At 32.7% G+C, this 19,996-nt stretch carries 22 protein-coding genes; 12 read left to right on the top strand and 10 right to left on the bottom strand.

Annotated elements, in window-relative coordinates; translation table 11 throughout:
* Positions 1-26: 26 nt before the first annotated feature.
* The 8 genes from mnhG to kapB form a co-directional block, all read right to left on the bottom strand.
* Positions 27-368 carry a monovalent cation/H(+) antiporter subunit G gene (gene mnhG / locus LQ677_RS02885; RefSeq protein ID WP_025904690.1) on the bottom strand — a complete coding sequence of 114 codons (342 nt, stop codon included), beginning with the start codon at positions 366-368 and terminating at the stop codon, positions 27-29.
* A complete protein-coding gene (locus LQ677_RS02880; protein ID WP_025904691.1) occupies positions 346-636 on the bottom strand; it encodes a Na(+)/H(+) antiporter subunit F1 in 291 nt (96 codons plus the stop codon). The genes mnhG and LQ677_RS02880 overlap by 23 nt, the downstream gene beginning before the upstream one ends.
* Complete coding sequence (locus LQ677_RS02875; RefSeq protein ID WP_025904692.1) at positions 633-1,115, bottom strand: Na+/H+ antiporter subunit E; 483 nt, start codon at positions 1,113-1,115, stop codon at positions 633-635. The genes LQ677_RS02880 and LQ677_RS02875 overlap by 4 nt, the downstream gene beginning before the upstream one ends.
* Positions 1,115-2,605, bottom strand: a complete 1,491-nt coding sequence (locus tag LQ677_RS02870; protein ID WP_107565326.1) for a Na+/H+ antiporter subunit D — start codon at positions 2,603-2,605, stop codon at positions 1,115-1,117. Before LQ677_RS02870 ends, LQ677_RS02875 begins: the two co-directional genes overlap by 1 nt.
* Complete coding sequence (locus tag LQ677_RS02865) at positions 2,598-2,939, bottom strand: Na(+)/H(+) antiporter subunit C (protein ID WP_025904694.1); 342 nt, start codon at positions 2,937-2,939, stop codon at positions 2,598-2,600. Before LQ677_RS02865 ends, LQ677_RS02870 begins: the two co-directional genes overlap by 8 nt.
* The gene (locus LQ677_RS02860) at positions 2,939-3,367 is read right to left on the bottom strand and encodes a Na(+)/H(+) antiporter subunit B (protein WP_239748089.1); all 429 of its coding nucleotides are present in this window, start codon (positions 3,365-3,367) and stop codon (positions 2,939-2,941) included. Before LQ677_RS02860 ends, LQ677_RS02865 begins: the two co-directional genes overlap by 1 nt.
* Positions 3,348-5,759 (bottom strand): Na+/H+ antiporter subunit A, encoded by a 2,412-nt coding sequence (locus LQ677_RS02855; RefSeq protein WP_239748088.1) that lies wholly within the window; start codon positions 5,757-5,759, stop codon positions 3,348-3,350. The genes LQ677_RS02860 and LQ677_RS02855 overlap by 20 nt, the downstream gene beginning before the upstream one ends.
* Positions 5,760-5,911: 152 nt before the next feature.
* Positions 5,912-6,289 (bottom strand): sporulation phosphorelay system protein KapB, encoded by a 378-nt coding sequence (kapB, locus tag LQ677_RS02850; RefSeq protein WP_239748087.1) that lies wholly within the window; start codon positions 6,287-6,289, stop codon positions 5,912-5,914.
* Positions 6,290-6,365: 76 nt separating this feature from the next.
* Here kapB and LQ677_RS02845 point away from each other — a divergent pair, with 76 nt between their 5' ends.
* The 6 genes from LQ677_RS02845 (at position 6,366) to LQ677_RS02820 (ending at position 12,766) form a co-directional block, all read left to right on the top strand.
* Positions 6,366-6,959, top strand: a complete 594-nt coding sequence (locus LQ677_RS02845) for a peptidylprolyl isomerase (RefSeq protein WP_025904698.1) — start codon at positions 6,366-6,368, stop codon at positions 6,957-6,959.
* 83 nt (positions 6,960-7,042) lie between these two features.
* On the top strand, positions 7,043-7,246 hold the full coding sequence (locus LQ677_RS02840; protein WP_025904699.1) for a hypothetical protein: 204 nt from the start codon (positions 7,043-7,045) through the stop codon (positions 7,244-7,246).
* Between the two features lie 736 nt (positions 7,247-7,982).
* The gene (gene ygs, locus LQ677_RS02835) at positions 7,983-8,363 is read left to right on the top strand and encodes a S1 domain-containing post-transcriptional regulator Ygs (RefSeq protein WP_025904700.1); all 381 of its coding nucleotides are present in this window, start codon (positions 7,983-7,985) and stop codon (positions 8,361-8,363) included.
* Positions 8,364-8,607: 244 nt separating this feature from the next.
* The gene (gene pruA, locus LQ677_RS02830; RefSeq protein WP_058591479.1) at positions 8,608-10,152 is read left to right on the top strand and encodes an L-glutamate gamma-semialdehyde dehydrogenase; all 1,545 of its coding nucleotides are present in this window, start codon (positions 8,608-8,610) and stop codon (positions 10,150-10,152) included.
* A gap of 70 nt (positions 10,153-10,222) precedes the next feature.
* Complete coding sequence (locus LQ677_RS02825) at positions 10,223-11,413, top strand: ornithine--oxo-acid transaminase (RefSeq protein WP_239748086.1); 1,191 nt, start codon at positions 10,223-10,225, stop codon at positions 11,411-11,413.
* Between the two features lie 108 nt (positions 11,414-11,521).
* Complete coding sequence (locus tag LQ677_RS02820; RefSeq protein WP_025904703.1) at positions 11,522-12,766, top strand: Glu/Leu/Phe/Val family dehydrogenase; 1,245 nt, start codon at positions 11,522-11,524, stop codon at positions 12,764-12,766.
* 48 nt (positions 12,767-12,814) lie between these two features.
* Here the strand turns inward: LQ677_RS02820 and argH are convergent, their stop codons facing one another.
* Positions 12,815-14,188, bottom strand: coding sequence for an argininosuccinate lyase (gene argH / locus LQ677_RS02815; protein WP_025904704.1), 1,374 nt, complete (start codon positions 14,186-14,188; stop codon positions 12,815-12,817).
* Complete coding sequence (locus LQ677_RS02810; protein WP_025904705.1) at positions 14,185-15,387, bottom strand: argininosuccinate synthase; 1,203 nt, start codon at positions 15,385-15,387, stop codon at positions 14,185-14,187. The genes argH and LQ677_RS02810 overlap by 4 nt, the downstream gene beginning before the upstream one ends.
* 210 nt (positions 15,388-15,597) lie before the next feature.
* On the opposite strand from LQ677_RS02810, the gene LQ677_RS02805 reads away from it, so the two are divergent.
* The 6 genes from LQ677_RS02805 (at position 15,598) to lepB (LQ677_RS02780) (ending at position 19,979) form a co-directional block, all read left to right on the top strand.
* Entirely contained in the window at positions 15,598-16,935 is a 1,338-nt protein-coding gene (locus tag LQ677_RS02805) for a glucose-6-phosphate isomerase (RefSeq protein WP_239748085.1), read from the top strand.
* Between the two features lie 94 nt (positions 16,936-17,029).
* The gene (locus LQ677_RS02800) at positions 17,030-17,569 is read left to right on the top strand and encodes a nuclease-related domain-containing protein (protein ID WP_239748084.1); all 540 of its coding nucleotides are present in this window, start codon (positions 17,030-17,032) and stop codon (positions 17,567-17,569) included.
* Between the two features lie 117 nt (positions 17,570-17,686).
* A complete protein-coding gene (locus tag LQ677_RS02795) occupies positions 17,687-17,938 on the top strand; it encodes a hypothetical protein (RefSeq protein ID WP_239748083.1) in 252 nt (83 codons plus the stop codon).
* A 313-nt stretch (positions 17,939-18,251) separates the two neighbouring features.
* Positions 18,252-18,866: a TVP38/TMEM64 family protein gene (locus tag LQ677_RS02790; protein WP_239748082.1), complete on the top strand. Its 615-nt coding sequence runs from the start codon at positions 18,252-18,254 to the stop codon at positions 18,864-18,866.
* Complete coding sequence (gene lepB / locus LQ677_RS02785; protein WP_239748081.1) at positions 18,863-19,393, top strand: signal peptidase I; 531 nt, start codon at positions 18,863-18,865, stop codon at positions 19,391-19,393. Before LQ677_RS02790 ends, lepB (LQ677_RS02785) begins: the two co-directional genes overlap by 4 nt.
* A gap of 19 nt (positions 19,394-19,412) precedes the next feature.
* The gene (gene lepB / locus LQ677_RS02780; RefSeq protein ID WP_119651065.1) at positions 19,413-19,979 is read left to right on the top strand and encodes a signal peptidase I; all 567 of its coding nucleotides are present in this window, start codon (positions 19,413-19,415) and stop codon (positions 19,977-19,979) included.
* The last annotated feature ends 17 nt before the right edge of the window (positions 19,980-19,996 follow it).

The raw sequence follows: 19,996 nt of genomic DNA, 5'->3' as shown, positions 1-19,996 counted from the left end.
GATTAACTGTCCCATGCTCTTATTATTTATTTTGCATCTTTTAAATCATCACGTATTGTTCTTTCACTAGGTCTAACGCCCATATAGTAAGCACTTCTTGAAACTAAGTGACCTGCTAATGGTCCTGTTATGAATATAAAGATAATACCTAGTAGTAATTGAACATTGAAATGTCCTTCTTTTGCGATAAAGTATATTAATACGCCTAACAAGATAAGCATTACACCTAACGTAGAAGCTTTTCCTGAGGCGTGTGCGCGAGAAAAGACATCTGGTAACCTTAGAATACCTAACGCTGCGAAAAAGCTAAAGCAAGCTCCAATGACCATCATAAAAATTGAGATACTAATAAGAATCGTTTCTATCATTTTCAATGATCTCTCCTTTATCCATAAATTTCGCAAATGCAGCAGTACCTAAGAATGCTAATATACCTATTAATAAAAGTATAACGAATAAATATCTAGTATTAGTTAATACTGAGAATAAAGCTATGATGGCCATTAATGTAATACCCAATGCATCGAGCGCAATGACTCTATCAGCAAGAGTAGGGCCAATAATAACACGAATCAGCATACCAATCATAGAGAGTGCAACGATGATAATCGCGATAATAACGAATATATTTGTCATCGTATGCTCACCTCCTTGATAGCTTTTTCAAATGAATCTTTAATCGCACTCACTTCAGAATCGATATCTGAAAAATCAATTGAATGAATATAAAGTGTTTTTTTGTCATCTGAAATTGCTACGACGATTGTACCTGGTGTTAAAGTGATTAATTGTGATAATAAACTAATTTCCCAATCTTTATCTAAATCTGTAGGATAAGCGAAAAATGCAGGCTTATTATGGATTTCTTTTTGTATGACTATTCGAATAACATCTATATTCGCTAAAATTAATTCTTTCATGAATATAACTGCTAAAATTAGTGATTTCCAAACAGGACGTAAGTATAAATGTTTGCCTGGAAGAAGCGGTAAGGCTACTAAGACGAACAATATACCAAATAGATAACCAAATACAAATGCACCAAATGTATACGTATCTGAAAGCATCATCCATAATGCAGCTAAAAGAACATTTATGAGTACTTGTATCGCCATTAATAATCGCCTCCTAACGCATTAACATAAGTCTCTGGGTTATAGAATGGTAATGCAGCTTTTTCCACTAATGGATATAAGTAGTCTGCACCAAGACCAAATAGAATGGCTACAATTGTAATGGCAACTGATGCGATCATTAATTTATTAATTGGTAGTTTAGGGTTATAAATATAACCTTTTTCTTCACCCCAAAATGCCATTAAGAATATGCGCATTACAGAATAGAGCACACATAAACTTGATAAAAGAACGATAATACCACTTATGTAATAACCATTTTCAAATGTAGACATTACGATGATATATTTACCATAGAAACCACTTAATGGTGGTATACCTGCTAACGAAAGGGCAGCTATAAAGTAAATCCAACCAAGAACTGGATAGTGATTGATTAATCCACTGAACCTTCTTAAATCAGGAGTACCAGTTATTTTAATGATGACACCAATTAATAAGAATAAAGCAGCTTTGATAATCATGTCATGTAACAAGTAGTATATACTTCCCATCATGCCATTTTTATCCATCATAGCAGCACCGATTAGGATAACGCCAATCGCGATCATAATGTTATAGATGATAATCTTTTTAACATCGTAATAAGCGATAGCACCGATACAACCCATGATGATTGTTAAAATTGCTAGAACAATTAATGTTTGCGTAATAAATTCACTATTTGTTGAATAGAATAAGCTAAATGTACGCATAATTGCATATGCACCGACTTTAGTTAATAAAGCACCGAATAGCGCGATAATTGGAATTGGTGGTGCATAATAAGCGCCAGGTAACCAGAAATACAGTGGAAACATACCTGCTTTAGTCGCAAATACAAATAGAAACATAATAAATGTAATCACAACGATATTTAAATCTGTTCCTGAAAGTTCAGCGAATTTAACATGTAAATCTCCCATATTTAATGTACCAGTAATTGAGTAAAGCATACCGACACCTAATACAAAGAATGCAGATGTTAATACATTAACGAGTATATATTTAATACTTTCTTGTAGTTGGATTTTAGTACCACCAATAACAAGTAATAAATATGATGACATTAAAAATACTTCGAAAAATACGAATAAGTTAAATAAGTCACCAGTCATAAATGCGCCGTTAACACCTGTCACCATCATTGAAACACCAAAGTAATAAAAATATCTTTCACGATGGAGTCCAATTGATTGGTGAGAGTATATGAGTACGATAAGCGTAATCAGTAAACTTACAGTTACGAGTAATGCACTTAACATATCCACGTATATAACAATACTGTATGGAACTGGCCAGCTACCTAAATTTAAAGTTTGTGTTCCATTCATATATATGTGGTAGAGGTTATATAAACTCACTAAAAATGCTAACGAGAAACCTGTTAATACTACTTTACGTTTAACATAAGGTCTGTGACCGACAAAAATTAACGTAACGGCCGTTAAAAACGTAATGACAAGAGGTACAATAATCAAATTACTCATCTTTCGGTACCTCCTTCATCTCTTCTAAATTATCTGTTCCTAATTCTTTATAACTTCTAAAAGCTAATACTAAGAAGAATGCTGTAACAGCGAAAGCTATTACGATGGCAGTTAAGATCAATGCTTGTGGTAATGGGTCAACATAGTTCTTAATACCTTCTTCTTCAATTGGTAAGGCACCTTTTTTCAATCCACCCATTGTCAGTAACATTAAATGTACGCCATGGGATAGTAATGTAGTACCAATAATTATCCTAATTAAACTTTTAGAGAGAACTAGGTACACTGATACGGATATAATAATACCTGCAACGAAAATCATTAATATTTCCATTATTCATTCTCTCCAATCGCTAATATGATAGTAATGGCAGTACCCACAACAGCTAGTAATACACCTAAATCAAATAGCATTGCTGTATGCCAATGAACTTCACCAAAGATAGGAAGATGGAATTCTCCAAATTTATGTGTGAAAAATGTTTTGTTGTATGTCCAACTTAAAATTGGTGTTAGAACACAGAAGAACAAACCTGTTGCTGTTACTAATTTAAAGTCAAATGGGAACATTTTCTTTAATGTTTTAGTATCAAAAGCTATACCGATAATAATGACAGCAGATGAAAGTAATAATCCACCTACGAAACCGCCACCCGGTGTATAGTGTCCACCAAAGAAAATAGAAACAGCATACATCATAATAATTAAGGAAATGATAATGGCATTAAACTGAAAGAATACATCATTCGATTGTTTCTTCATGTTCTTCACCTCCATCTTTACCTTTGTCTCTTAATTTAACTAATGTGTAAATACCTAAGCCAGCAATACCTAAAACAGCTGACTCGAATAATGTATCGAATCCACGGAAGTCTACAAGAATTACGTTTACCATGTTTTTCCCGGCGGCTAGATCGTATACATTATCTATATAATATTGAGAAATAGAATCAAAATGTCTATTTCCATATGAAATCAATCCAATTGTAACAACTCCGATTCCGACACAAATCGAAATAATTAAGTTACCAATTTTAAAGTTTCTATTTTCATCATGTCTACTCATTTTAGGTAAATGGTAGAAACATAGTAAGAATAGGGCAGTTGAAATTGTTTCAATTGATAACTGTGTCAGTGCTAAGTCTGGTGCACCGAAGAATACAAAGAATAAAGCAACTGAATAACCAACTGCAGCTAACATAATGATGCTAAATAGTCTTGATTTAGCTAATACGATACAGAATGTACTCACTAAAATTAAGCCCATTAAAATCACTTCATATGGTCTGATTTCGCTTATATTATCGAATGCAACACTTACAGGATGTGTAAATAACGTAAGTGCAGTCATAATGATAAAGAATGCGAAAATATACATTAAGTATGATCTGATAAATCCAGTCATATAGCTTTGCGTGATTTTGTTTGATATATAAGAACTTAATTGAATACCTCTGTCGTAATAATAATTAAATGTTAAGTATTCAGGTTGAATACTGTAAATATTGAACCATTTTTCTACTGATTTAAATAATATAAAACCTATAATAAATACGATTAATGTACCTATTAAGGCAGGTGTTATACCGTGCCAATGAGATATATGAACATCAGGCGCATCAGCGAATGGTGCAATTGCTCTTACTGCTGGTGCAATAATACTGTTGCTTAATATATTTGGGAATAAACCAAATAACACAACTAAGAATGTCAAAATACCTGTCGGCAATAACATAAGTAATGGCGCTTCGTGTGGTTTCTTAGGTAATGCTTCAGGTTTGTAATCTCCAAAGAATATTTCATGTACATATTTAAATGAATATACAAACGTAAAGATACTACCAACAATCGCAACGATAGGTAGTAAGTACCCAAGTGTTGATAAACCAAATACATCAGCTTGATGACTATCAAACATTGCTGTTAAGAACATTTCTTTAGATAAGAAACCATTAAATGGTGGAACACCCGCCATACTTAATGCAGTAATAATTGTGAATGTACAAGAAATTGGCATGATGGTCATTAAACCGCCCAATTTCTTAATGTCTCTTGTACCAACTTCATGATCGATTGTTCCCGTAATCATGAATAACGCACCTTTAAATGTTGCGTGGTTAATTAAATGGAATACTGCAGCGATAATACTAGCTAAGAATAACTGACTTTCTTCACCAGAATAATGATAACTGACAGCACCGATTCCAAGCATGGACATAATCATACCGAGCTGTGAAACTGTTGAGAATGCTAAAATACCTTTTAAATCTTGTTGTTTAACAGCGTTAAATGATGCCCAGAACAATGTGATTAATCCGACAGCAGTTACCGCCCAAACAAATCCAGCACTTGCTGCAAAAATTGGCGTTGTACGAGCAACTAAATATATACCTGCTTTAACCATTGTTGCTGAGTGCAAATACGCACTGACTGGTGTAGGTGCTTCCATTGCATCTGGTAACCAAATGTGAAATGGAAATTGTGCAGATTTAGTCATAGCACCAATTAAAATTAAAATCATTGCAAAAATAAAGTAAGGTGAACTTTGAATTTCAGCGGCATTTTGTACTAAAGAGGTAATACTCCATGAATTACCTGCAATTGCGATACAAATAAATCCACCTAGTAACATTAAGCCACCGAACACTGTAATTAATAATGACTTTTGTGCGCCGTATATTGACGATTGTTTATGGCGCCAATAAGCGATAAGTAAGAAACTTGAAATAGATGTTAATTCCCAGAATAGGTAAAGCATTAATAGGTTATCTGATAATACAACACCTAACATAGCTCCCATAAACATAAGTAAATAACAATAAAAATTACCGAGTGATTCATTTTTACTTAAATATGTAATGGAATATAAAACAACGAGCGCACCAATCCCTGTAATTAAAGATGCGAATAATAAACTTAGTCCGTCTAAATGAACGGAGAAGTTCATACCTAATCTAGGCATGAAATCCCATATTACAATGAATGGTTTTTCCGAATCTGGAACATTTATGTATGACATAAAATAACTAAATATAATAATCGGAATAGGTAGTACAAACCATCCTAGATGTATACCTTTATAAAATCTGTATAAAATTGGTATTATGATTGCAAAAATTAAAGGTAACAAAATCATAATATGTATCAAACTCATTTAATAACCTCCTTCCAAAAATCTTATAAATATTATTATACACAATAAAGTTAATGCTTGAAAATACTATCAAGTCAATCTTTCAGAATTTTTAGGTTATTTTTAAATATGAAGAAACACGTTAAAAATTTATTAAAATTTTTTTAGTTTTGCTAAAAATTCGCCTTGTATTGACGTGAATAATCTATTTTTAATTGTTCAATACACTTTAAAGCTTGTTCACTATAAGCATTATTTCTTTTAATCATTTTTTCTTCAAGTTCAGCTAATGATGTTTTTAATGAATCGATATAATTTGAAACATCGTACGGATATTCTTTTAAAAACTGTGCAGTTGTATATCTTTTTTCGAATTGACTTAAAGCTTTTCTTTCGTGGAAAAAGACATTTTCAACTTCATTTGGACTATGTAGATCTCCTTGTCTAGGATGTTTGAGAACAGCTAATACTTTAACAAGAAACTGATCTCCTTTTTCTTCAACTACTTCTACGACATATTGACCTGTTTTGTGTGGAAATTGATAATACATGTTGATATCCCCTTTCTAAAAAATTATGTTATGATATCACTATTGTAATTATTTTAACATGAATGGAGAATATTAAATGACAAACTATCCTCAATTAACAACTGAAATATTAGAAGGTGAAAGAGTTGTAGAAATTAAAACAACTAAAGGAAACATGACATTCAAGTTATTTCCTGAATTAGCACCTAAAACTGTTGAAAACTTCATCGGTTTAGCTGAAAAAAAATATTATGATGGCATCATTTTCCATAGAGTTATCAATGACTTCATGGTTCAAGGTGGAGACCCAACTGGTACAGGTATGGGTGGCGAAAGTATTTATGGAAGTGCTTTTGAAGATGAATTCTCATTACAAGCATTTAACTTATACGGTGCATTATCTATGGCTAATGCTGGACCAAACACAAACGGTTCACAATTTTTCATTGTACAAATGAAAGAAGTACCAGCAAATATGTTATCTCAACTTAAAGATGGTGGTTGGCCTGAAGAAATCGTTGATCGCTATGCAGAAAAAGGTGGTACGCCTTGGTTAGACCAAAAACACTCAGTATTTGGTCAAATTGTTGAAGGTGAATCAGTTCTTGAAGAAATCGCAAACGTTAAAGTTGGCGCTAACGATAAACCAGTTGAAGACGTAGTAATTGAAACAATTGAAATTATAAAATAAATCGACATTCAATTGTCATAAAAAAATCAATGCATTCGACTCAATCTTTGGTATAATTTAGTTGCTAAGGGAGTGGTCGGCTTATGATGGAATTTCTTTATTTTCCAGATAATAAATTAGAATATATTCCTGCTGTTGCTACGTTGATATTATTTATGATTTTGGCGTATATCGTATTTATGATGTTCCGTAAAAAATCTAAAAAAGACGAAGAAAAAATGAAATCATTTGAAAAACAAGTAATGGATCATTTAGAGCAAGAGGAGAAAAAGAACAATAAGAAGTAAATAAAGCATTCCAAACGAATACTATATATAGGAAGAGACTGAGACATATGTATGTCGAAGTCTCTTTTTTTATATGTTGAGTTAAGGGGTGGGCGCTAACGATCAAGACTCAAAAACAAGATCGTTAGAAATTCTAACGCTCAAGAAACAGAAACAAGATCGTTAGCGCAGAAAAAAAATCCAAAAACAGAGATAAGACGAGGCGCTAACGATCAAGACTCAAAAACAAGATCGTTAGAAATTCTAACGCTCAAGAAATCAAAACAAGATCGTTAGCGCAGAAAAAAATCCAAAAACAGAGATAAAACGAGGCGCTAACGATCAAGACTCAAAAACAAGATCGTTAGAAATTCTAACGCTCAAGAAACAGAAACAAGATCGTTAGCGCAGAAAAAAATCCAAAAATAGAGCAAAAACGAGGCGCTAACGATCAAGACACGAAAACAAGATCGTTAGAAATTCTAACGTTCAAGAAACAGAAACAAGATCGTTAGCGCCCAACATATCTCATATCTCACAAAATCCCCATACAAATCCTACAACAAATAAAGAATCTTTAATCTATTTTCTCCATAGAATACTTATTTCTTAATCTAATAATAAATTCATGAATTTATAGATGATTTATATTTATGCATAATATTTTCAGAATTATATATCAAATTAATGGTTTAATAAAAATAACTATGCTATGATGAAATAGTTAATAACTTCAAGTACAAGGGGTTTTCTAAAAGTGAGAAAACAATATAAAGTTGGTCAGTTTGTAAAGGTAAAAGTGACTGGCATTCAGCCATATGGCGCCTTTGTTGAAACCCCTGATCATGTGGAAGGTCTCATTCATATTTCTGAAGTGATGAATGATTACGTGCACAACCTTAATCAATTTCTTAATGTTGGCCAGATAGTAAAAGCTAAAATAATTAAAGTTGAAGCGGATGGCAAGTTGAATTTATCACTTAAAGATAATGAATATTTCAAAAGACAAGAACGTAAGAAAGAAAAGCGCTCAGTTCTAGATGAAATTAGAGAGACAGAAAAATACGGGTTTCAACCTTTGGAAGAAAGGTTGCCTAAGTGGATTAAACAATCAAATAAACATTTTGAAGACGAATAAATGATCTATCGTCTTTAAAAGCCGGATATCTTACATGATAATCCGGCTTTTTTTATGCGAAAAATCACTTCATTGAATGAACATTTAAACGGCTTTTTGAATATTTATTTGAAGTAAATTTACAACTTATTTTTATTGTAAAAATTCAGAAAAAAATAGCTTGAAGTAATCTATAAAAGTGTGTCATTATAGGGATGTAAGGGGTTTCTTAATACCCCGTATAAACATAGGGAGGTTTACTTTAATGATTCCATACAAACACGAACCATTTACTGATTTTACGAAAGAGGAGAATAAGGCTGCTTACTTAGAAGGTCTTAAAACAGTTGAAGGATATTTAGGAAAAGAGTATCCAATTATTGTTGGAGGAGAACGTATTTTTACAGAAGATAAAACACGTTCATATAACCCTTCAAATATTGAAGAAACAGTAGGATTAGTTTCTAAAGCAAGCAAAGAACATGCTGAAAAAGCAATGGAAGCTGCTAAAGAAGCCTTTAAAACATGGAGAGATACTGATCCAAGTGTCCGTGCTGACGTTTTATTCAGAGCAGCAGCAATTACGAGACGTCGTAAACACGAATTCTCAGCATTACTTTCTAAAGAAGGTGGTAAACCATGGAAAGAAGCAGATGCAGATACTGCTGAAGCAATCGACTTTATGGAATACTATGCACGTCAAATGCTTGAATTAAAAGACGGTAAAAAAGTAGAAAGTCGTCCAGGAGAATATAATAAATATAATTATTTACCAGTTGGTGTAAGTGTTGTTATTTCACCATGGAACTTCGCATTTGCGATCATGGCTGGTACAACTGTAGCACCAGTGGTAACAGGAAACACTGTGTTATTAAAACCATCATCTAAAACGCCAGTTATCGCTTATAAATTTATGGAAGTTTTAGAAGAGGCAGGTTTACCAAAAGGGGTGGTAAACTACATTCCAGGTTCATCAAGTGAAATCGGTGATTATTTAATTGATCATAAAGATACAAGTCTTATTTCATTCACTGGTTCTCGTGATGTAGGTGTTTCTATTTACGAAAGAGCTGCAAAAGTTCAAAAAGGCCAAACACACCTTAAACGCGTTATTGCTGAAATGGGTGGTAAAGATACAATTATCGTTGATTCGGAAGGCGACTTAGATTTAGCAGCAGATTCAATTGTACAATCAGCATTTGGATTCTCAGGTCAAAAATGTTCAGCATGTTCACGTGTCATTGCAGTTGAAGATATTTATGATGAATTATTAGACAAAGTAGTTGAACGTACAGAAAAATTAACTGTCGGTGATTCAACTGATCAAGCTAATTATATGGGTCCAGTAATTGACGAAAACTCATTAAACAAAATTAAAAAATATATCGAAATCGGTAAAAAAGAAGGCCGTATTGTAGCAGGTGGTACAACTGACGAAGAAAAAGGACATTTCGTTAACCCAACTGTAATTGCTGATTTAAAACATGACGACAGAGTAATGCAAGAAGAAATCTTCGGACCAGTTGTTGGTTTCAGCAAAGCAAAAGATTTTGATCAAGCAATTGAATTTGCAAATGATACAGAATACGGTTTAACAGGTGGCGTTATTACAAATAACCGCTCTAAATTAGAACAAGCACGTAGAGACTTTATGGTAGGTAACTTATACTTCAATAGAGGATGTACAGGTGCAATTGTAGGTTACCAACCATTTGGTGGCTTTAAAATGTCAGGTACAGATTCTAAAGCAGGTGGACCAGATTACTTAGTACTTCACTTACAAGGACGTACTACTTCAGAAATGTTATAATATTGTTGAAATAATAAAAATACAGTAGGGCGTATACATGCTCTACTGTTTTAATGGGAGGAGATTTAATATGACAAAGTCACAAGAAATCATTGAACAAACAAATACATTTGGTGCGCCGAACTATTTGCCATTACCAATTGTAATTTCAGAAGCGGAAGGTATTTGGGTTAAAGATCCAGAGGGCAATCGCTATTTAGATATGTTATCTGCTTATTCTGCAGTTAACCAAGGTCATCGTCATCCGAAAATTATCCAAGCATTAAAAGATCAAGCAGATCGTGTAACACTTACTTCACGTGCATTCCACAGTGACCAATTAGGTCCTTGGTATGAAAAAATTTGTAAACTTGCAAATAAAGAAATGGTATTACCAATGAACACAGGTGCTGAAGCTGTTGAAACGGCTATTAAAGCTGCAAGACGTTGGGCTTATGATGTGAAAGGCGTAGAAGATAACAAAGCAGAAATCATTGCGATGAATGGTAACTTCCATGGTCGTACAATGGCTGCAGTTTCACTTTCTTCAGAAAAAGAATACCAAAGAGGCTACGGTCCATTATTAGGTGGATTCAAACTTGTTGATTTCGATGATATCGAACAAATTAAATCTGCTATTACACCAAATACAGCAGCAGTATTAATTGAACCTATTCAAGGTGAAGCGGGTATTAATGTACCTGAAGACGGTTATTTAAAACAAATTAGAGAAGTTTGTGATGAAAACAATGTATTATTCATTGCAGATGAAATTCAAGCTGGTCTTGGTAGAACAGGTAAATTATTCGCAACAGATTGGGATAATGTTCAACCAGATATGTATATCTTAGGTAAAGCATTAGGCGGAGGCGTATTCCCAATTTCATGTATCGTTGGTAATAAAGAAATACTAGAAGTATTTAACCCAGGTTCACATGGTTCTACTTTTGGTGGTAACCCTCTAGCATGTGCGGTATCTGTTGCAGCATTAGATGTACTAATTGATGAAAAATTATCTGAGCGTTCTTTAGAATTAGGAACTTATTTCAAAGAAGAATTACAAAAAATTGATCATCCATCAATCAAAGAAGTAAGAGGTAAAGGTTTATTCATCGGTATCGAACTAACTGAAGATGCAAGACCATATTGTGAAAAATTAAAAGAATTAGGTCTGTTATGTAAAGAAACACACGATACAGTTATTCGTTTTGCACCACCACTTATTATCGAAAAAGAAGATTTAGATTGGGCACTTGATCAAGTTAAGTCTGTTTTTAAATAAAAAATCTGATAACGTTTACAAAAAAACGTTTAAGACCTTTTAAAAATAATCAATTATGTTACAATTATTTAGAGATTAAAAGTATTTAAAAAAGAGGCGAAGAGGATCATGAGCGAAAATTTAAATTTAGTTTCATCGACACAAGAAATTATTGGTGAAGCCCTTAATAAATTAGGTTTTGACGAGGGAATGTACGATTTAATTAAAGAACCAATGAGATTATTAACAGTGCGTATACCTGTTAGAATGGATGACGGTTCTGTTAAGACATTTACTGGTTATCGTGCACAACATAATGATGCAGTTGGACCAACTAAAGGTGGGGTTCGTTTCCACCCAGATGTTGATGTTGAAGAAGTAACAGCATTATCTATGTGGATGACGTTAAAATGTGGAATTGTAGATTTACCATATGGTGGTGGTAAAGGTGGTATTGTCTGTGACCCAAGACAAATGAGTATTCATGAAGTAGAAAGATTATCTCGTGGATATGTTCGTGCTATTTCTCAAATAGTAGGTCCAACAAAAGACATTCCAGCACCAGACGTATTTACAAACTCACAAATTATGGCTTGGATGATGGATGAATATAGTCAAATGGATGAATTCAATTCTCCAGGATTTATTACTGGTAAACCTATTGTTTTAGGTGGTTCTCAAGGTAGAGATCGTTCTACTGCATTAGGTGTTGTTATTGCAATTGAAGAAGCAGCTAAGAGACGTGGAAAAACAATCGAAGGTTCAAGAGTCGTTATTCAAGGATTTGGTAACGCAGGAAGCTTTTTAGCGAAATTCTTATATGATCAAGGCGCTAAAATTGTAGGTATTTCAGATGCTTACGGTGCACTTCATGATCCTGAAGGTTTAGATATCGATTATTTATTAGATCGTCGTGATAGCTTCGGAACAGTTACAAATCTATTTGATGACACAATTTCTAATAAAGAATTATTTGAAATTGATTGTGATATCCTTGTTCCAGCAGCGATTTCAAATCAAATTACAGAAGAAAATGCTAATGATATTAAAGCTGAAATTGTAGTAGAAGCAGCTAATGGTCCAACTACAATGGCAGCAACTAAAATATTAAGTGAGCGTGGCGTTCTTCTTGTACCAGACGTACTAGCTAGTGCTGGTGGCGTAACAGTATCATACTTCGAGTGGGTACAAAATAACCAAGGTTATTACTGGACTGAAGAAGAAGTTAACGAAAAACTACGTGAAAAATTAGTTAAAGCTTTTGATACAATTTATAACTTATCAGAAAACAGAAAAATAGATATGAGATTAGCAGCTTATATTGTAGGTATTAAACGTACAGCTGAAGCGGCTAGATATAGAGGTTGGGCATAAGCCTTAACCAATAAAAAACACACCATTTTGAATGGTGTGTTTTTTTGATTATATGAGTTCTTTAGCGACATTAATTTGATGTTGTACGGACTCTTGACCTGTTGAACCATAACTTTTTCTACGGTTTAAACAGTTTTCAGGTTTCAAGTAATCATATACATTTTCTTGTATACGTTCGTTATAAGATTGATATTGTTCTAATGGCACATCTAATAAATATTTGCCATTTTGAATACACCATAAGACGATTTTACCTACGATCTCATGTGCTTCTCTAAAAGGTATATTTTGTTCTACTAAATAATCAGCTAGCTCAGTAGCATTAGAAAAATCTTTATGGACTGTTTCGTTTAAACGCTCTTTATTCACTTGCATAGTAGATATCATACCTTCGAATATACGCAATGAGCCTTTAATCGTATGAATGGCATCAAACAGACCTTCTTTATCTTCTTGCATATCTTTATTATATGCTAGTGGCAAGCCTTTTAAAGTAACGAGCATACTCATTAAATGCCCCGTTGTTCTGCCAACTTTTCCTCTAATCAATTCTGCCATATCAGGATTTTTCTTCTGTGGCATAATTGATGATCCAGTAGAAAAACTATCGGATAATGTAATAAATTTAGCTTCATCAGTAGACCAGAAAATAATTTCTTCAGCAAATCTTGAAAGGTGAACCATCGTTAATGAAATATTATGCAATGTTTCTACGATATAATCACGGTCACTAACTGCATCAAGACTATTTTCATATAAACTGCTAAAGTTTAAAAGTTCTTGTGTACGATGTCTATCAATAGGGTGCGTTGTACCGCTTAAAGCTGCAGCACCTAGTGGACTGATGTCGATTCTTTTTAAACTATCATTAAATCTCGATTTATCACGCTCTAACATCCAGAAATAAGTCATGATATGATGCGCGAAAGATATAGGTTGCGCTCTTTGTAAGTGCGTGTAACCGGGCATGATAGTATGCACATGTTCATCAGCAATAACAAGAATTGATTTTTGAAGAGATTCTATAAGTGTAAGAATCTCTTGAACATGTTGTTTTGTATAAAGGTGCATATCCGTTGCAACTTGATCATTTCTACTTCTACCAGTGTGCAATTTACCGCCAACTTGACCAATTTTCTGAATTAAAGCATGTTCAATATTTAAATGAATATCTTCTAGTGATTCAGAAAGCTCAAGATTACCGTTATAATAGTCGGCTTGGATATCTTTTAAACCTTGAATAATTTGATTTGCTTCTTCTGTTTTGATGATATTTTGCTCGGCTAACATTGTTGCATGTGCAATACTACCTTGAATATCTTGATCAATTAAATTTTTATCAAAATGGATAGATGCATTAAATGCATCTACCCATGATTCAGGGTTAGACTCGAATCTTCCACCCCATGCTTTTTTTGTCATTTTAAAACACCCTCTGTTTCTAATAATGCTTTAACCTTAGTAGGTAAACCGAAGATTTCAATGAATCCTACAGCTGCTTCTTGATTAAATGCGTCTTCTTTAGTGTACGTTGCAAGTGCTTCATTGTATAAACTAAATGGAGATTTACGTCCATTAACGATTACATTCCCTTTAAATAGTTTAACACGTACTGTACCTGTTACTTGAGTTTGTGTAGAATCGATAAATTGTTTTAAGCTATCTGTTAATGGAGAGAACCATAATCCATTATAGATTTGTTCAGCTAATTGTTTTTCGATTACAGGTTTAAAGTGTGCAACGTCTTTAGTTAAAGTAATCGTTTCTAATGCTTTATGTGCTTCCATTATAACCTTTGCACCTGGTGTTTCATAGACTTCACGTGATTTAATACCAACTAAACGGTTTTCTACGTGATCGATTCTACCGATACCGTGTAAACCAGCAATTTCATTAAGTTGTAAGATTAATTCATCTAAAGGATATGATTTATTATTGATTGAAATAGGTAAACCTTTTTCAAATACAATTTCAAGTTCTTCTGGTGTATCTGGTGTTTCTTCGATTGGTTTCGTTAAATCATATGCATCTTCTGGTGGTGTCGCAAATGGATCTTCAAGAATACCACACTCATTACTACGACCCCATAAATTTTGGTCAATTGAATATGGAGAATCTAAATTGATAGGAATTGGAATGTTATGTTTTTTAGCATAATCAATTTCCTCCTCACGACTCCAAGACCATTCACGTACTGGCGCTAATACTTCAATATGAGGTGCTAATGCTTTAATAGCTACTTCAAAACGTACTTGGTCATTCCCTTTACCAGTACAGCCATGTGCTATTGCAATCGCATCTTCTTCTTGCGCGATTTCAACTAATTTCTTAGAGATAAGTGGTCTACTTAATGCAGAAACAAGTGGATAACTTCCTTCATACATTGTATTCCCTTTAATTGCATATCCAACAAAATCTTCACTGAATTCTTTTGTTGCGTCTATTACATATGATTTTTCTGCACCCATATCATATGCTTTTTGTTTTACTAGTTCTAAATCTTTACCTTCACCAACATCTAGGCAACATGCAATTACTGTATATCCTTTTTCAATTAGCCATTTTACTGCAACACTCGTATCTAATCCACCTGAGTATGCCAATACAACTTTGTTAGTCATTAAAAAAACCTCACTTTTGTATTAATATTTAATATCTTGTATATTTAATCGATAAACATACAATATCATATTAAGAATGAATGTTCAATAGTTATTTTAAATATTTATGCACTTAAAAGTATATCGTTGCATTTCGATTGAAAGCCTATGAAAACTAGAGTAAAATAAAGACGTTGTTGAAATTAAATATAGATTACATAGGAGGATATTATGTCACATATTCAATTTGATTATAAAAAAGCTTTAACATTTTTTGGTGAACATGAGTTAGAACAATCACGTGATCTAGTAAAAAATATACATCATGTTATACATGAAAAGACTGGAGCAGGTAGCGACTTTTTAGGATGGGTTGACCTTCCTGTAGATTATGACAAAGAAGAGTTCGATAGAATTCTAGCTGCTTCTAAACGTATCAAAGAACAATCTGAAGTATTACTTGTAATTGGTATTGGTGGTTCATATTTAGGTGCTCGTGCAGCAGTTGAAATGTTAAATTCTACATTTGCTAATTATGAAAAAGGTGAAAATCCTCAAATTATATTTGTAGGTCATCATTTATCTTCATCTTATGTACATGATTTAATTGAGTATATAGATGGTAAAGATTTCTCTATTAACGTTATTTCTAAATCAGGTACAACGACTGAACCTGCAGTAGCATTTAGAATCTTCAAGAAAATTTTAGAAGAAAAATACGGTAAAGAAGAAGCTAAAAACCGTATCTTTGCTACAACTGATAAAGAAAAAGGTGCTTTAAAAGATTTAGCGACTGGTGAAGGATATGAAACATTTGTCGTACCAGATGATGTCGGTGGTAGATATTCAGTATTAACAGCAGTTGGATTATTACCAATCGCAGCAAGTGGTATTGATATTCAAGATATGATGAAAGGTGCTGCAGCTGCACGTGAAGATTTATCATCTTCAGAACTTGATGACAATATTGCATATCAATATGCAGCAATTCGTAACATCTTATATGCAAAAGGATATTCAACAGAAATGTTAATCAACTACGAACCAGCTTTACAATACTTCAGTGAATGGTGGAAACAGTTATTCGGTGAATCTGAAGGTAAAGACTTCAAAGGTGTTTATCCTTCAAGTGCTAACTTCACTTCTGACTTACATTCACTTGGTCAATATGTACAAGAAGGACGTCGTTTCTTATTTGAAACAGTTGTAAAAGTTGAAAATCCTAAACATGATATTACAATTGAAGAAGACAAAGACGATTTAGACGGTTTAAACTTCTTAGCAGGTGAAACAGTTGACTTCGTTAATACGAAAGCATTCCAAGGAACATTATTAGCACATACAGATGGTGGCGTACCAAACTTAGTTGTTAAAGTTCCTCAATTAGATGCATATACATTCGGTTATGTTGTATACTTCTTCGAATTAGCATGTGCAATGAGTGGTTATATGTTAGGTGTGAATCCATTTAACCAACCAGGTGTTGAAGCATATAAACAAAATATGTTCGCATTACTTGGTAAACCAGGATTCGAAGACTTGAAAAAAGAATTAGAAGATAGACTATAATATGAAACGTATTTTAGAAAAAAGTCCCCAAATTTAATTTGGAGGACTTTTTTTATTTTGGATTTGAATTTTTTGAAGAAATGAGTGGTATTTTATGAAAATACGTAAAAATTTATTTTTAGCTTATATTGATGCATTGCAAAATAGGATAGATGTGTTACCTGAAAATGTAGATGAACAATACCAAGTTACAAAACAAGGGTACGAAGGTGAAAAAGCATTCGCTCAAATACTTGAAAGTTATGGAGCAGAATGGTGGCTATATGATTTGCAGATTAAAAATTATAACCATATTCAATTTGATTTTGTAGTCATAACTGACGATGCCATCATTCAATTTGAAATTAAAAATTATACAGGTGACTATTATTTTGATCAGCACAAACTATTTAGAAGTACAGGTTTTGTATCTAAAGATCTTATTAATCAATATGAAGTCGCTCAAGAAGGCTTAAAAAGAATCGTTGAGAAATATAAATTGAAACGCGAAGTAGAAAGCTATGTTGTTTTTATACATCCAACATTCACGTTACATGGTGATTTACGATCTAGAATGAACATTATTTTAAAAAGTGAGATACATAAAATAAAAGATATGGTATCACAAAATTTTAAATATGAAGAAAATAAATGAATATATCACAAACTAAAAAGCCTACACGAACCATTTTTATATACAAATCAAATACCAAATTTGAATATAGACTATAAAGATTTAAAAAGAGGCGTGCGATGTACAAACTGTCGAAAGTTGATTCGAGTAGATGAATTATTTAATAAGCGTAAATATTTAAAATGTCACCATTGTAAGAAAGAATTGAATAGAGCGAATATTATTATTCAATCATTAGAAGAATTATATTTATTAAAAGGCGCACCATTTTCAGTAAAAGAAGCAGAAATGTGGACGGGTGTCTCAAATAGCGCGATTAAAAGAATACTATATAAAAATTTCAAAAGAGTTGGTAAAGCAAAATCAACGAAATATATGTCTAATGAATAAATAGCGACCTGAAAATGCAATTTTCAGGCCGATAAATAAAAATAGCGACCCGAAACCAGGATTTTCTGGCCGAAAAAAAAAAATAGCGACCCGAAAACGAGATTTTCAGGCCGATAAAAAAAAATAGCGACCCGAAAACAGGAGCGTTATCTCCTTAAACTAAATTCCTCCTACTGAGAAATCATTACCTCCTACCAACCTATAAATTCCTTCTCATTCCTAAAGATACGACTTTTGTATGATGTCAATTTACTTTTCTATTTACACATTTATCGGTATAATTAATCTAAATTTAAGAAGGAAGTTGCGTTACATGTTAATACAAGATTTAATGAATTGGTTCAGTGAAGAGAACATTACTGAATTAATTGAAACGTTTAGATCGTTCGGGATATTCATAGCATTTTTATTACCTTTTATTGAGGCATTCTTACCGTTTTTGCCGATTATTCTATTTGTTATTGCTAATGTAAATGCTTATGGATTATTGCTAGGTTTTATCATTACATGGGCTGGTACTGTTTCGGGAAGTTATATTGTCTTTTTAATCTTTAGATTAATTTCTAAAAAGCCTTTTATGAAAAGGATTATTGAACAGCCTAGAGTTGTAAGATTTATTCAGTGGATTGATGAACATGGGTTTGGACCACTGTTTATTTTGTTATGCTTTCCATTTACACCAGGTGCTTTAGTTAATATGGTTAGTGCGTTTTCAAATATTAGTAAACAAGTCTATTTAATTGCGTTAATTTTATCAAAATCCATTATGATATTTACGTTAAGTTTCATCGGTGCCGATATAAATTCCTTTTTTGCAAGTCCTAAAAAGAGTATAATAGTAGTCGTGATTATATTTATACTCTGGCTAGTTGGAAAAGGCTTAGAAAAATATTTTGATAAACGCTTAAAAAATAGGAGTCAAAAATGAAAAAAATATTCGAATGGATAATTGCAATTATTATTGCGTTAGTATTATTATTTGTTGTAAGAACATTTTTATTCATCGGTTATATTGTAGACGGAGACTCAATGAAACCAACTTTTCATGATAATGATAGAGTAATTGTTAATAAACTTGTTAAAAATTTTGGACAAATTAATAACGGTGATGTTATCGTATTTCATGCGAATAAAAATGCTGATTATATTAAAAGAGTTATCGGGTTACCAGGCGACACAGTTGAAATGAAAAACAACAAACTGTATATTAATGGTACTCATGTAAATGAGCGTTATTTAAATGATGATATAAAAACGGATGACTTTAGTACAAGAACAATTCAAGGCTCTAAAAGTGATGTTATTCCTAACGGTGAATATTTAGTATTAGGTGACAATCGAAGCAATAGCAGAGACTCAAGAGAAATTGGATTTGTACATGAAGATGATATCGTTGGTACTGTGAATTTAAGATATTATCCATTTAATCAAATAGATGTGAATTTTGATAAATAATAATAATGAGGTGGCATTTTTGAAAAAAGAGATATTTGAATGGGTTGTGGCGATTGCAGTAGCAGTTGTATGTGTGTTATTGATACAAAAATTCTTATTTGTAACATATACAGTTTCTGGTGATTCCATGTACCCAACTTTAAAAAATAGTGAAAAAGTAATCGTCAATAAAATTGGTTATAAAGTAGGGGATATTGATAACGGAGATGTTATTGTATTCCACGCAAACGCAAATGATGATTACGTAAAACGTGTTATCGGTAAACCTGGTGATACAGTAAAATATGAAAACGACCAATTATATGTAAATGGTAAAAAAGTACCTGAAGAATACTTGAAAGCAAACAAAGCGAATAAGTCTCGTGATTTATTGACAGAGAACTTTGAAGTCAAAGATTTAGTGAATTCAAATGGCGTCAATAAAATTCCTAAAGATGAATATTTAGTCTTAGGAGATAACCGTGAAGTGAGTAAAGATGGCCGTTCATTTGGTTTGATTGATAAAGATGTCATTGTTGGTGAAGTTGCATTAAGATTCTGGCCAATTAATCAATTCCATTATAATTTTGACCCATCTACAAATTAATATAAAAGTTCTGTAAC

It is taken from the genome of Mammaliicoccus sp. Q-M61 (genome assembly GCF_022386055.1).
GTDB classification, from domain to species: Bacteria; Bacillota; Bacilli; order Staphylococcales; family Staphylococcaceae; genus Mammaliicoccus; species Mammaliicoccus sciuri_A.
Note: the sequence above shows the minus strand (reverse complement) of the source record. Positions and strands in the feature narration are given on the sequence as shown.